Annotated in this window: 11 protein-coding genes; 3 read left to right on the forward strand and 8 right to left on the reverse strand. The window is 67.9% G+C overall.

Going from position 1 to position 13,217, the window contains the following annotated elements; genetic code table 11:
• Positions 1-9: 9 nt before the first annotated feature.
• The 8 genes from OOZ48_RS14815 to OOZ48_RS14850 form a co-directional block, all read right to left on the reverse strand.
• Positions 10-717, reverse strand: coding sequence for an ABC transporter ATP-binding protein (locus OOZ48_RS14815; protein WP_269499656.1), 708 nt, complete (start codon positions 715-717; stop codon positions 10-12).
• The gene (locus tag OOZ48_RS14820) at positions 718-1,440 is read right to left on the reverse strand and encodes an ABC transporter ATP-binding protein (protein WP_269499658.1); all 723 of its coding nucleotides are present in this window, start codon (positions 1,438-1,440) and stop codon (positions 718-720) included.
• Positions 1,437-2,441, reverse strand: coding sequence for a branched-chain amino acid ABC transporter permease (locus OOZ48_RS14825; RefSeq protein ID WP_269499660.1), 1,005 nt, complete (start codon positions 2,439-2,441; stop codon positions 1,437-1,439). Before OOZ48_RS14825 ends, OOZ48_RS14820 begins: the two co-directional genes overlap by 4 nt.
• Positions 2,441-3,322, reverse strand: a complete 882-nt coding sequence (locus OOZ48_RS14830; protein WP_269499662.1) for a branched-chain amino acid ABC transporter permease — start codon at positions 3,320-3,322, stop codon at positions 2,441-2,443. The genes OOZ48_RS14825 and OOZ48_RS14830 overlap by 1 nt, the downstream gene beginning before the upstream one ends.
• Before the next feature lie 140 nt (positions 3,323-3,462).
• Positions 3,463-4,710: an ABC transporter substrate-binding protein gene (locus OOZ48_RS14835; RefSeq protein WP_269499664.1), complete on the reverse strand. Its 1,248-nt coding sequence runs from the start codon at positions 4,708-4,710 to the stop codon at positions 3,463-3,465.
• 99 nt (positions 4,711-4,809) lie between these two features.
• Positions 4,810-5,766: an ornithine cyclodeaminase family protein gene (locus tag OOZ48_RS14840; protein WP_269499666.1), complete on the reverse strand. Its 957-nt coding sequence runs from the start codon at positions 5,764-5,766 to the stop codon at positions 4,810-4,812.
• On the reverse strand, positions 5,747-7,234 hold the full coding sequence (hydA, locus tag OOZ48_RS14845) for a dihydropyrimidinase (protein ID WP_269499668.1): 1,488 nt from the start codon (positions 7,232-7,234) through the stop codon (positions 5,747-5,749). The genes OOZ48_RS14840 and hydA overlap by 20 nt, the downstream gene beginning before the upstream one ends.
• Positions 7,235-7,250: 16 nt before the next feature.
• Positions 7,251-8,186, reverse strand: a complete 936-nt coding sequence (locus OOZ48_RS14850; RefSeq protein ID WP_269499670.1) for an N-carbamoyl-D-amino-acid hydrolase — start codon at positions 8,184-8,186, stop codon at positions 7,251-7,253.
• Positions 8,187-8,389: 203 nt separating this feature from the next.
• On the opposite strand from OOZ48_RS14850, the gene OOZ48_RS14855 reads away from it, so the two are divergent.
• The 3 genes from OOZ48_RS14855 to OOZ48_RS14865 are packed head-to-tail and all read left to right on the forward strand — an operon-like array spanning position 8,390 to position 13,204.
• Positions 8,390-11,320 (forward strand): xanthine dehydrogenase family protein molybdopterin-binding subunit, encoded by a 2,931-nt coding sequence (locus OOZ48_RS14855; protein WP_269499673.1) that lies wholly within the window; start codon positions 8,390-8,392, stop codon positions 11,318-11,320.
• Entirely contained in the window at positions 11,317-11,862 is a 546-nt protein-coding gene (locus tag OOZ48_RS14860) for a (2Fe-2S)-binding protein (RefSeq protein WP_269499675.1), read from the forward strand. Before OOZ48_RS14855 ends, OOZ48_RS14860 begins: the two co-directional genes overlap by 4 nt.
• Before the next feature lie 13 nt (positions 11,863-11,875).
• Positions 11,876-13,204 (forward strand): cytochrome c, encoded by a 1,329-nt coding sequence (locus OOZ48_RS14865; protein ID WP_269499676.1) that lies wholly within the window; start codon positions 11,876-11,878, stop codon positions 13,202-13,204.
• The last annotated feature ends 13 nt before the right edge of the window (positions 13,205-13,217 follow it).

The following is a 13,217-nucleotide window of genomic DNA, read 5'->3' on the forward strand; positions in this document are numbered from 1 at the left end:
GTTCCTCCTTCAGATCCCCAGATAGGCGCGCCGGATCTCGTCCTTGTCGCGCAGTTCCTCGGACAGACCGCTGAGGATGATCTTGCCGCGCTCCATCACGTAGGCCCGGGTGGAATACTTCAGCGCCGAGGTCGTGTTCTGTTCGACCAGCAGCACGCTGGTGCCCAGCTGGTGGACCTGGCGCAGCTGCTCGTACATCTCGTTGACGAGCTTGGGGGCCAGCCCCTGGGAGGGTTCGTCCAGCATCAGCAGCTTGGGTCCCAGCATCAGGGCGCGGCCCACCGCGACCATCTGCTGTTCGCCGCCCGACAAGGTGCCGGCCATCTGGGTGGCGCGTTCCTTCAGCCGGGGAAACAGGTCGTACACCAGGTCCAGGCGCTGCACGCGCTGGTCCTCGTCCTTGACCAGCCAGGCGCCGAGCATGAGGTTGTCGAGGACGCTCAGGCCCGGAAAGATCTGGCGGCCCTCGGGCACGTGGGCGATCCGGCAGACGGGAATCTGGTGCGCGGGCATGCGCGTCAGCGTCCTGTCGTCGAACGAGACCGTGCCGCTGAACGAGCGCACCGTGCCGGATATGGCCTTCAATAGCGTGGACTTGCCCGCGCCGTTGGCGCCCACCACCGCCACGTAGTCCCCGTCGGCGACCTCCAGGGAGATGCCGTGCAGGACCTCGATCTTGCCGTAGCCGGCATGCAGTTCCTTGATTTCGAGGCCCATTTATTCGACTCCCAGATACGCTTCGATCACCTGCTTGTGGCGGCTGACGTCCTCGGGCTTGCCGAGGGCGAGGACCGCGCCGTAGTCCAGGGCGAGGATGCGCGACGAGATCTTCATCAGCGCGCGCATGTTGTGCTCGATCACCATCAGGGTGACGCCGCGTTCGCGGTTCACGCGCATGAGGCGGTCCAGGATGTCGTCGACCTCGATTTCGTTGAGGCCGGCCATGACTTCGTCGACCAGCAGCACCCGCGGATGCAGCATCATGGCCCGCGCAAGCTCCAGCAGGGACCGCTGGGCCAGGGGCAGGTCCTGGGCCAGCGTGCCGGCATGGCCGTCGAGGCCCCAGAATTCCAGTTCCCCGCGCGCGGCCGCGCGCGCCGCCGCCACGGTCGTCTGGGACAGCAGGGCCGCCACGGCCACGTTGTCCAGCGCCGTCATTTCGTCGAACACCTGCACGGTCTGCGAGGTCTTGGCAATGCCCAGTTCGGCGATCCGGTGCGTGGGCAGGCCGACGATGTTGCGACCGTCGAACCAGATGGAGCCCGAGGCGGGCGGCACCGTGCCGACGATGGCGTTGAACAGCGTGGATTTGCCCGCGCCGTTGGGCCCGATGATGCCGAGGATCTCGCCCTCGATCAGTTCGAAGCTGACGTGTTTCAGGGCATGCAGCCCGGCGAAGCGCTGGTCGACGTCGACCACTTTCAGGATGGCTGTGCTCATGTCCGGGATCCCCCGTCGAACCGCTGGAAGAGCGCCTGGAGCAGGCCGCCCAGGCCGCGCGGCTGAAAGATGATTAGCACGAGCAGGATGACGCCGTAGGCCAGCTGGCCCAGCGCCGAGAGGTTGCCGCTGAGCTGCAGCGAGGCGTACTCATTGATGGGAATCAGGATAGCGGCACCCAGCAGCGGCCCCCACCAGAACTGCAGCCCGCCCACGATCGCGAACAGCACCAGGCTCAAGGTGGTGTCCCACGAGAATGCCGTGCGCGGATCCACGTACTGCAGGAACGCGCCGTACAGGGATCCGGCCACGGCGACGATGGCGGCGCTGATCATCAGCGTCGTCATTTTCGAGCGGAACTGGTTGACGCCCGCCAGGGTGGCGGCCTCGGGGTTGGAGCGGATGGCCGACAGGCGCAGGCCCAGGGTGGAAAAGCGCACGACCCGGGCGATCACCAGCACGATCACCAGGAACACGGCGGCCACGTAGAAGAACGGCTCTGGCGTGTCGAACTGCAGCGTCGCCAGGCCCGAGGGCAGGATGGGCACGGACAGGCCGCGGGCGCCGCCGGTGAGGCTTTCCCAGCCGCTGGCGACCAGTTCGGACACGGGCAGCAGCGCCAGCGTGGCCAGGGCGAAATAGTGGCCCGACAGGCGAAAGCTGGGCCAGCCGATGAGGACCGCGACGGCCACCGACAGGAGCACCGCCACCGGGATCGCCAGCCATGGGCTGAGCTGCAGCGAGGTCTGGAAGATCGCCACGGTGTACATGCCGATCCCGAAGAACGTGATGTGGCCCAGCGAAATCTGGTTTGCATAGCCGCCCAGCAGGTTCCAGCCGATCGAGGCGCCGCCCAGCAGGCAGACCAGGACGGCCAGCCGCAGGTCGTATTGATTGTCCAGATAGATCGGTGCCGTGAACACCGCGATCAGGAAGACGATCCAGCCGACGGCCGAGGGCAGGCGCGCAGCCGGCGCGTGAAGGGTCTTGTGCGTGGCCATCAGGTCGTCCTCCGCCGGAAAATGCGTTTGAATCCGCCCCCGGGGATGAGCACGAGCGCAAAGAAGAACACCACGAACACCGGCAGGTTCTGGATTTCGATCGGCAGGACCAGGGTGGACATCGACTGAATCACGCCCACCACCAGGCCGGCGATGATGGCGCCCCGGACCGAGCCCAGGCCGCCCAGCACCACGACGGTGAACATGATGAGGATGAAGTGCTGGCCGATGTAGGGGTAGGTCAGGGTGTACGGCAATATCACCGCCCCGGCGATCATGGTCAGCGCCGAGCCGATGCCGAAGGCCAGCATGTACATCCAGCGCGGATTGATGCCCATCAGCTGCACCGCCGCGCGGTTCTGCGAGGTGGCCCGCATGGCCTTGCCGTAGCGGGTGCGGTTGAGGAACAGGCTGAGCAGGATCGCCATGACCAGCGCGAATGCCGCCGCATAGACGAAGCTGGCCGGAAAGGACAGGCCCAGCACATGGAAGGTCTGGTTCTGGTAGGCCGTGTTGACGCTGAGGAAGTTGTTCCCCGACAGCACGGCGACGCCGTTGGCCAGGATCAGGCTCAGGCCCACGGTGGCGATGATCTGGGCCGATTGCGGCGCCTTGATGATGGGCTCGATCACCAGCCGTTCGCTGAGCATGCCGAACAGGAAGCCGCCCACCCCGACCAGCGGCGCGAGCAGCAAAGGGTCCAGCTCCAGGTAGGTGCTGAGGAAGTACGCGGCCATCATGCCGATCATCAGGTATTCGCCCTGGGCGAAGTTGACGATGTTCATGACGCCGAATATCAGCGTCAGCCCGACCGAGATCAACCCATAGACGCTGCCTATGAGGACTCCGTTCGCGACCGACTGCAGGATCAGTTGCAGCATATCGTGGCCATCCTATGCGGGTGTCGCCGGACGCCGGCGGCGCGTGCCGTTGCCGGCGTCCGGGACCGTTCGACGGGGACCGGCTGCCGCGCGCATCGACGGGCGCGGCGGCCGGTCCGGCGTTCTAGGGCCTGTTCACCCTACTTGGCCTGGGCCGGCCATTGGGGCTTGCCCTTGACCAGGTCGGCGGGCCAGACGCCCACGAGCTTGCTGTCCTGCCATTGCACCATCAGCGGCGCCGCGTGGATGTTCACGCCCGAGGCGTCGAATTCGACCACGCCGCCCGGCATCGAGCCCGCCGCGCCGCGCGTGAATTTGCCCGCGTGGATGGCCTTGGCCAGTTCGGCCGGATCGGTCGTCGGGTGTTCCTCGAGGGCCTGGGCGATCACATAGACCGCGGCGGCGTTGTCATGCGCCTCCTGGGGCATGAACTGGCCGTACTTCTGTTGATAGGCCTCGCCGATGGCGCCGTAGCCATCCGGGTTGGAGGTGGTGACGCTGAAGACGCCGTTGACCGAGGGGCCCAGCACCTTCAGGAAGTCGGGCGTCACGTAGCCGCCCGTCCCGCCGAACATCGGCAGGGTGCTGCCCGCGGACTTCAGGGCGCGCATCAGCAGGACGCCGTCGGTCACGTAGGCGATCGAGAACGTGCTGTCGGCGCCGGACGCCTTGATCTTGGCGACGATGGGGTTGGCGTCGGTGATCTCGGGCGAATAGCCTTCGAACAGCACCACGGTGGCGCCGCTTTCCTCGGCTTGTTTCTTCAGCGATTCGGCCTGGCTTGCGCCATAGGCGTTGTTCGCGTAGACGATCGCGACCTTTTGCACCGGGTGGCCGTTGGCCTTGGCGACCTCGGAGGCATAGCGGAACTGGGCCGTGCCCATCTTCGAGGCCGCGGCCGGCAACTGGAAGAAATACTTGTAGCCCTGGTGCGTCAGGGTGTCCGCGAACGAGGTGCTGAGCAAGGGGATGCCGGCGCGCTCGGTGACGCGTGCGATGGTCTCGGTCAGGCCGCTGGCGTAGGCGCCCACCATGGCCAGGGGCTTGTCGCCCTTGGACAGGAAGTTGATGGCCGCCGAGGCCGCCTTGGCCGGGTTGCTGGTGGCATCGGCGATGGTGAGCTTCAACTGTGCGCCGCCCATGGACTTGATGCCGCCCTCGGCGTTGATCTGCTCGACCGCCAACTGGATGCCGCGCAGGGAATTTTCGCCGTTCTGCGCGGTGGCCCCGGTCAGCGGCAGGATCGTGCCGATGGTGATGGTCTCCGGGTTGGCGGCCAGGCTGCTGGCGGCCGGGCAGGCCAGCCCCAGCACCGCCGCGAGGCCGGCCGCCGCGAGCTTCAGCCGGTGGCCGGTGTCGCGATGTACTCTGAATATTGTCTTCGCCATGATCTTGTCTCCTGTTGAGGTGAAAAACACCCCGGTTAAATGCAGTACCGCATTTTTCCTGCTCCGACCGGTCTGCGCCGACCTGTCCGCCGCCGCGGATCAGCGCGTCAACCGGATTCCCACTCCGTGCTCCAGGGCTCGCGCCACGAGGGCGGCGCCGCACATCACGTCCTGCACCGCCAGCCCCTGGGACTCGAAAACGGTGACCTGATCGCGGCTGGTGCGCCCGGGGCGCGCGCCGACGAGCAGCTCGCCCAGCGTCCCGACGCCGTCCAGGTCCCAGTCGTTGGCCAGCAGGTCGCCGCATTCCCGGCGGGCGACCTCGAGGTCGTCCACCAGGATCAGGCCGGCCCGTTCCAGGACCGGCCGGCCGATTTCCGCCTTGCGCGGATCGTTCGATCCGATGGCGTTGATATGGGTGCCGGGCCGCAGCCATTGCGCCTCGAACAGCGGCGTCGCCGCGTTGGTCGCCGTCACCAGGATGTCGGCGCTGGACGCCGCCGCCCGCGCGTCGGCCGGTAAAAAGCGCAGGCCGGGGTATTCGCCCGCCAATCGGTCGATGAAGGCATCGCGCCGCGCCGCGTCGCGGCCCACCACGCGCACCTCGACGATCGTGGGCAGGGCCTCGAGCAGCGCGCGGATCTGGTATTCGGCCTGGAAGCCCGTGCCGTAGACGGACAGCGCGGCCGGCGCGTCGTTGGCCATCGCGCGGCTGGCGACGGCGGTCGCGGCGCCGGTGCGGATCTGGCCCAGGCGATTGGCCTCGACGAGGGCCAGCATCTCGCCGGTCCGCATCGAATACAGGGTCAGCGCGAGGGACGTTCCCCGGGTCGTTCCACGGCCGGCCGTCACGTAGCTCTTGACCCCCATCACGCCCGCCGAGGGCGCGCAGGCCCACATGACGTTCAGCACCGCCGGATCGGCCGCCATGCGTGTCCTGACTGCGTTCAGGGCCTCGCCTTGCGCCAGGCTGCGGAACGCCGCGTCCACGCAGTCGATGGCCTGTGCCATGGGCAACAGGTCGGCAACCGCGTCGTCAGTCAGGTAGACAGCCATGGTCGGCCAGCGCCTTGGACAGGGGGTTGGTCGATCGTTGCGACGTGCCGGGGCGGCGCAGCGGCCAGGCCAGGCGCGGCGCGTCCCGGCGCAGGTACTGGCCGCTGCCGCGTTCCGCGTGCAGTTGCCCGTCCTCGACGACCACACGTCCGCGCGAGACGACCACCTCGGGCCAGCCCTTGATGCGTTTGCCCTCGTAGGGCGTATAGCCCACCTGGTCGTGCAGCGCCGCGTGCGTGATGCGGGTTTCCCGGTCCGGGTTCCAGATGGCCAGGTCGGCGTCAGCGCCGACCGCGATCCGGCCCTTGCGCGGCGACAGGCCGTACAGGTCCGCATGATTCGAGGCGGTCAGCCTGACGAACTGATGGATGTCGATCCGGCCCTTGAGCACGCCCTCGCTGAACAGCAGCGGCATGCGCAGCTCCAGCCCCGGGACGCCGTTGGCCATGTCCTTGAAGGTGGTCTGGTCGCCCTTGGGCAGCTTGCCGGTTTCGTCGAACCGGTAGGGCGCATGGTCGGAGGAATAGGTCTGCAGCGTGCCGTCCATGAAACCCTGCCAGACCGATTCCTGCGACGCGGCGTCGCGCGGCGGCGGCGAGCAGCAGAACTTGGCGCCTTCGAGGCCCGCGCGGTCCAGGTCGTCGGCGGTCAGGAACAGGTATTGGGGGCAGCTTTCCGCCAGCACGTGCGCGCCCAGGTTCTGGGCGCTGCGGATCAATTCGACGGTGCTGCCGCCGGCCACGTGGACGATGAGGATCGGCGTGTCGACGAGGCGAGCCAGCGCGATGGCGCGGTTGGCCGCCTCGGCCTCGGCCAGCGGGTCGTGCGCCACCGCGTGGAACTTGGGCGCCGTGTGGCCGCGCGCGATCAGGCGCTTGGCCAGCCACTTGATGATGTCGTTGTTCTCGGCGTGCACCATGACCAGCGCGCCGTGCTCGCGGGCCAGGTCCAGCACGTCCAGCAGCTGGTAGTCGTCCAGCCGCATGGCGTCGTAGGTCATGTAGACCTTCAGCGAGGTGATCCCGCCGCGGATGGCCTCGGGCAGGTCGTGGGCCATGGTGCGCTCGTCGGGATTGGCGAGGATGAGGTGAAAGCCGTAATCGATGACCGCCTTGGCGCGTGCGCGCTCGGCATAGTCGCGCACCACGTCCGGCACCGCCTTTGCGCGATGCTGCGCCGCAAAGGGGATGATGGTCGTGGTGCCGCCGAAGGCGGCCGACACGGTGGCCGAGTAGAAATCATCCGCCCCCATGACCCCCATGCCGGAGAGCTGTTCGACGTGGCAGTGGCTGTCGATACCGCCCGGCAGCACCCAGCGCCCGGCCGCATCGACGTCGCGTGCACCCGGCGCCAGGTCTGTCCCGATCGCGGCGATGCGGCCGTCGCGCACGCCCACGTCGCCCTCGACGATGGCCTCGCCGGTCACGATGCGCCCGTGGCGGATGGTCAGGTCGAAAGGCTGTGCCATGGCTGTCCCGATGCTCTTACGCCAGGGGCTCGCCCGCCCCGACGCGCTCTACGATGAGGCGGTAGTGTTCCGGGCTGCGATGCTTGGCGAAGTTGAACACGTGCTGGCGGAAATTGTCGCCGATGCGCAAGTCGGCCTGGACCGTGATGACCTCGTCGTCCTCGGACAGGGCGCGGGCGGCGATCTCGCCGGTGGGCGCGACGATGACCGAGCTGCCGATCATGTGGAAGCCGTCCTCGGAGCCGCACTTGGCGGCCGCGGCGACCCACAGCGCGTTCTGGTAGGCATTGGCCTGCAGCGAGATCAAATGCGTGGTCGTGCGCAGGTGCAGCGGTTCGTTCCAGTGGATGTTGACCGAAGGCGTGTTGTAGCCCAGGACGACGATCTCGGCGGTTTGCAGCGACAGGACGCGATAGGTCTCGGGCCAGCGCCGGTCGTTGCACAGGCACATGCCAAAGCGCGTGCCGTCCATGTCGAACGCCCGGAAACCCAGGTCGCCGACCTCGAAGTATTTCTTTTCGAGGTGCTGGAAGGGGGCGTCGAGCTTGTGGTCCGAATGGCCCGGCAGGTGGATCTTGCGGTATTTGCCGACGATGGCGCCGGCCTTGTCCACCAGGATGGCGGTGTTGAAGCGGCGGCCTTCGGGGGTGAGCTCGGCATAGCCCAGGTAGAAGCCGACTGACAGCGACCGGGCCTCGTCGAACAGCGGCTGGACCTGCGGATTGGGCATGGTCCGTTCATAGAACCGGTCCAGTTCGTCCTGGTCCTCGATCCAGTAGCGCGGGAAAAACGTGGTCAGGGCGAGTTCCGGAAAGACGACGAATCCGGCGCCGCGGCCCTTGGCCTCGCGCAGCATCTCGATCAGTCTGCGGACGACGGCCTCGCGCGAGTCCGCCAGGTGCACCGGCCCCATCTGGGCAACGGCCAGGCCCAGTGTGCGATCACTGTTCATGTCGATACTTTGTGCCTTCGTGAAAGAAACCCAAACGACATGCGGTGCGCCCGGCGCGGGCATTCGGGAAAAGCGCCTTGCGGGACAGCCATGCCGAACTGTTTTTGATTATCGGCCAGTCGGCCGCCCTTGCCGACTCACTTTTTGTGACCTTGCGTTAAGTTTGGGTTAAGGTCTTGGGGGCTGATCAACAGGAGGGGGACATGGGCGGTGGCTTTTCTCGGCGCGGCTTCATCAAGCTTGGTGTATTCAGCGGCATTACGGTCGTGCTGGGCCGGCTGTCCAATGCCCAGGTGGTCGAGGTCGACTCCGGCCGCCACGCCAGAGATTGGCTGGCCGCCGACGGCACGGCGCGCTACCGCTGGGATGCGGTGCGCAAGGTGACCGGCCAGAAGGTCTTTGCGCGCGACTTTCGCGCGCAGGACCTGCCCGGCTGGCCCCGCCAGCAGGCGCATGCGTTCTTCATCAAGGCCACGCGCGCCGACCGCGGTTTCGAAGGGGTTGACCTGTCGCCGCTGGGCGCGGACCTGCAGCCCGACCGTCTGGTGCTGCACGAGGACCTGGTCCGCGACGGCATCGAGGTCCCGCAGCCTGACGACCTGGGTCCGGATTTCTATGGCCGCACGCTGCTGACGCCGAAAGGCCAGACGCCGCCCATGCTGGGCCAGCCGGTGGCCTTGCTGGTGTACGAGGATTTCGAACGTTTCCAGGCGGCCAAGCGGCGGCTGCGGTTTGCCCCCGAGGCCGTGCGCTATGGGGCGCAGACCGGGCCCCGGCCGCCCGCGGACTACGGGGCGGCGCGCTATGTCCGTATTGCCGGGGAATCCCCCGGCGCGCCGCCGGTGTTCTCGCCCATGCAGGACGCCGTCATCTGGGGCGCCTTCGACGATCGCGGGCCGGTCTGGCCGCCCGCGGATCCGGACAACCCCTTCCTGCCGCAGGCCGTGACGCTGAAGCACCGCGGCGGCAGCGCCCCGCGCGATCCCGCCCAGGTCGCTCGCGACACGGGCGATGCCATGCGCCGCGGCATGGACGCCGCGCAGGCCATCGCGCGGGCCATCGAGGATGCGCGCGCCGATCCGGCCAAATGCGTCCTGCGGCGCCAGGGATTCTCGCAATCGATCGACCCCTGCGCCATGGAGGCGGACAACGGCAATGCCTGGTACGACGCGGGCACGCGCACCCTGCACCTGATCACGGCCACGCAATCGCCCTACGAGGTCGCGCGCCTGGCGGCGCTGATGGTCAAGGACAACGCGCGCTTTCCGGTCGAGCGCATCCAGTTGCTGACCGGCACCACCGTCGGCTATGGTTCCAAGGACCATTCCATTTTTCCGCTGTATGCCATCGCCGCGGCCTTTTATGGCGGCGGCCGGCCGGTGCGCCTGGCCAACGACCGCTACGAGCAATTCCAGATGGGCATGAAGCGGCATTCGGTCGACATGGACGTCACCCTCGTGGCCGATCGCGACAGCGGCAAATTCGACATCCTCAAGGGCGAGTACACCTGTAATGGCGGCGGCCGCGCCAATTTTTCATTTTCCGTGGCCCAGGTGGCGGCGACCGCGGCGCAGTCCATCTATTATTTCCCACGCTCGGACCTGGCCGGCGTCGCCGTCTCGTCGACCGCCGTCGAGGCGGGTTCGATGCGTGGCTACGGCACCCTGCAGTCGATGAGCATGACCGAGGCGATGGTCGACGAGCTGGCCGCCGAACTGGGCATCGACGCCATCGAATTGCGCCGCCGCAATGCTTTGCGTCCCGGCGAGCCCAATACCCAGGGCGCGGTGCCGATGGGCGATCCGCGCAACCTCGACATGCTGGCGCGCGCCGCCCGCAACCCGCTGTGGCGCAACCGCGAGGCCCACAAGAAAGCCTACGACGAGCAGCATCCCGGCCATCGCTATGGCTTGGGTTTCGCGCAGGTGCAAAAGGATTATGGGTCGGGCGCCGACACCAGCGCCCTGGTGCTGGAATTCGATGCCCGGGGCACGATCACCCTGCGCCACTGCGCGCAGGAAATCGGCACCGGCGCCACCACCGCGCAGCAGATCCTGATCCAGCGGCTCCTCGGCAAGGCGCCGGATGTCGCGGTCTTTGGCGTCACTGAATTCGAGCAGCTGCCGCTGGTCAGCAACGAGCTGCCGTTCACCATCGACCAGGCGCAGCAGGACGCGCTGTCCGGAAACCCGTACTGGGTCCCCAGCCTGTTGCCGGCCATGAGCGCCTCGAACAGCGCGTACTTCCTGGGTTTCGGCACCAAACAGGCGGCCCGGTTCCTGCTGGAGCACAGTCTGTGGCCGGCCGCACGCGCCCTCTGGAGCGCCGGCCCCGGGGGCGGGCAGATCGCCAGCGGCGCCATGCGGGCCACCGACCTGCGCGCCGTGCCCGGCGGCATCGGCGGCGGCGGGATGGCGCCGCTGCCCTTCGAAGACGTCGCCCGCCAGGCGCACGCCATGGGTCTGGTCACGGGCGTCGCGCTGCATTGCTTCAGCCGCTGGGAATGGGCCCGCGCACAGTTCGAGGTGCCGGGCGCGGGCCGGCTGGAGCTGCCGTTGGATGCCCTGGCCGTGCGCTATGGCGACGGCGCCCCCGAGGCGCTGCAGCGCCGCATGACGACCGGCGGCTATGATTTCATCGCGCGCCGCCAGGTGCATTTCCCCGCCGCCGAGCGCAACAATGCCGGGGTCACCACCTATACACCGGCCGCCTGTTTCGTCGAGCTGGACGTCAACACCCATACGGGCGAGGTCCGCATCCTGCAGCTGCACAGCCTGCTGGACACGGGCACGGTCATCGTGCCCCAGCTGGTGTCGGGCCAGCAGCAGGGCGGGCTGGCCATGGGTATCGGCCATGCGCTGCTGGAGGAATTGCCGCTGTACGATGACGGCCCGGGCAACGGGACCTGGAACTTCAACCGCTACGTCCTGCCGCGTGCCAGCGACGTGGCGGTCTGGCGGCAGACTGCGGAATACCTGCCGCCGTCGACCGAGACCTCGCCGCCCAAGGGCGTGGCCGAGGTCGTGATGATTCCCGTGGTCGCCGGCATCGCCAATGCGGTTCACCATGCCATCGGCCGGCGGTTCTATCAGTTTCCCATCACGGCCGAGAAAATCAGGAGGGCTTTGGCATGACGCTTGAAAAGCGCCCCGTGTCCATGACGATCAACGGCCAGGCCGTCGGCCCGGTGGAGGTGCCGGTCGGCATGCCCATGATCGATTTTCTGCACGAAACCCTGGACCTCACCGGCACGCGCCTGGGCTGCGGCCAGGGTGTCTGCCACGCCTGCGTGGTCATGGTACAGCGCGACGGTGCGCCGCCCGTCGAGCATCGGACCTGCATATTCGATGCGCATTTCTTCAACGGCAAGTCCATCGTCACCATCGAGGGCCATGCCCCGCTCAACGCGCAGGGCGAACCGCAGTCGCTGTCGCCCGTACAGCAGGCCTTCATCGATCATTTCGCGTTCCAGTGCGGTTATTGCACGCCGGGTTTCGTCGCCGGGGCCACGGTTTTCATCGAGACACTGAAGCACAAGCCCGTTCCACGCGCCCAACTGGAATCCGCCATCGAATCGGCGCTGAATGCGCACATCTGCCGCTGCACCGGCTATGTGCGCTATTACGAGGCCGTCAAGGACGTCGCCCTGGCTACGCCGGGCTGCGTCATCGGCTGAGGAGGGGCACGCCATGCACGGATCCCGACGTCCGCAGCGCGTCCTGTGGCTGGTCCTGGCCCTGCTCCTCGTGTCGGGGCTGGCGGTCTTCCTGGGCGCGTTCCGCGGCTCCAGCGTCACTGACGCCGTCGATCGTCCCCTGTCCGCCGACGACATGCGCGAACTGCTGCCGCGCGGTCGGCAGCTGGCCATGGCCGGCGACTGCTTCGGCTGCCACTCCAGGCCCGAAGGCCCCCGGGCGGCGGGCGGCGTGCCGATCGACACGCCGTTCGGCACGCTGTATTCCACCAACATCACCCCCGATCCCGAACACGGCATCGGCCGCTACACCCGCGCCGATTTCCATCGCGCACTGCTGGACGGCGTCGGGCGCGGCGGCAACCTGTATCCGGCCATGCCCTACGTGTTCACGCATCGCACGACCGCGGCCGACGCGGACGCCCTGTATGCCTACATGATGAGCATCCCGCCGATCGCCGTGGCCAACGTGCCCCATACCGGCGTCTATCGGCTCCCTGTGCGCGGCTTCATGAATTTCTGGAACCTGCTGAACTTCCCCCGCGAGGATGCCGTGACCGCCCCGCCGCCGGCGGTTGCCGCGGCCGCGCCGGAACACGCGCAGCAGTGGGTGCGCGGCGCCTACCTGGTCGAGGGCCTGGCGCATTGCGCCGCCTGCCACACGCCCATGAATCTCACCATGGGCACGGATGTCGCGCGCCACTTCGAGGGCGCGGTCATCGACGGCCTGCAGGCGCCCGACATCCGCGCCGCAACCCTGGGCGCGCAAGGCTACGACGTCGAGTCCCTGGCGCGGTTCCTGGGGACGGGGATCTCGCCACAGGGCACCTCGTTTGCCGGGATGTACACCGTGACGCATGCCTCGACCAGCCATCTGCAGACGCAGGATCTCGAGGCCATGGCCGTGTACCTGCTGACGGGCGAGGACGGCCGGATCGTATCGGCGTCCCCGCCGCCGCAGCCGCGGGCCGCGGCGGCATCGGCCGACAGCGCCGGCCTGGCGGCGGGACGGCTGAACTACCTGTCCGCCTGCGCGGGCTGCCACGGCGTGGCCGGCGAGGGTATCCCCAACGTCGCCCCCGCCATGCGTGGCAATGCCACACTGATCAATGACGACCCGCGCAACTTCATCGCGGTCGTGCTGCGGGGCATTCCCACGCAGCGGTTTGCCGGCGACCAGCGCATGGATGCCATGCCCGGATTCGCGGATTCACTGAGTGCCGAGGACATCGCCCGCCTGGCGAACTGGGCCAGGGCGCAATGGGGCGGGCAGGCGCCCGCCGTGACGGCGGACACGGTGCGGAAACTGCGGCAGGCGCCTTGAGGCGGAGGCGGGT

Origin of the sequence: Castellaniella sp. S9 (assembly GCF_027257175.1) — a bacterium.
GTDB lineage: Bacteria > Pseudomonadota > Gammaproteobacteria > Burkholderiales > Burkholderiaceae_B > Castellaniella.

Excerpts from the sequence above, each read along its gene's own strand:
- OOZ48_RS14825 (WP_269499660.1), bottom strand. The coding sequence starts at position 2,441 with ATGGCCACGCACAAGACCCTTCACGCGCCGGCTGCGCGCCTGCCCTCG.
- OOZ48_RS14860 (WP_269499675.1), top strand. The coding sequence starts at position 11,317 with ATGACGCTTGAAAAGCGCCCCGTGTCCATGACGATCAACGGCCAGGCC.
- OOZ48_RS14835 (WP_269499664.1), bottom strand. The coding sequence starts at position 4,710 with ATGGCGAAGACAATATTCAGAGTACATCGCGACACCGGCCACCGGCTG.
- OOZ48_RS14840 (WP_269499666.1), bottom strand. The coding sequence starts at position 5,766 with ATGGCTGTCTACCTGACTGACGACGCGGTTGCCGACCTGTTGCCCATG.
- OOZ48_RS14865 (WP_269499676.1), top strand. The coding sequence starts at position 11,876 with ATGCACGGATCCCGACGTCCGCAGCGCGTCCTGTGGCTGGTCCTGGCC.
- OOZ48_RS14830 (WP_269499662.1), bottom strand. The coding sequence starts at position 3,322 with ATGCTGCAACTGATCCTGCAGTCGGTCGCGAACGGAGTCCTCATAGGC.
- OOZ48_RS14820 (WP_269499658.1), bottom strand. The coding sequence starts at position 1,440 with ATGAGCACAGCCATCCTGAAAGTGGTCGACGTCGACCAGCGCTTCGCC.
- OOZ48_RS14850 (WP_269499670.1), bottom strand. The coding sequence starts at position 8,186 with ATGAACAGTGATCGCACACTGGGCCTGGCCGTTGCCCAGATGGGGCCG.
- OOZ48_RS14855 (WP_269499673.1), top strand. The coding sequence starts at position 8,390 with ATGGGCGGTGGCTTTTCTCGGCGCGGCTTCATCAAGCTTGGTGTATTC.
- hydA (WP_269499668.1), bottom strand. The coding sequence starts at position 7,234 with ATGGCACAGCCTTTCGACCTGACCATCCGCCACGGGCGCATCGTGACC.
- OOZ48_RS14815 (WP_269499656.1), bottom strand. The coding sequence starts at position 717 with ATGGGCCTCGAAATCAAGGAACTGCATGCCGGCTACGGCAAGATCGAG.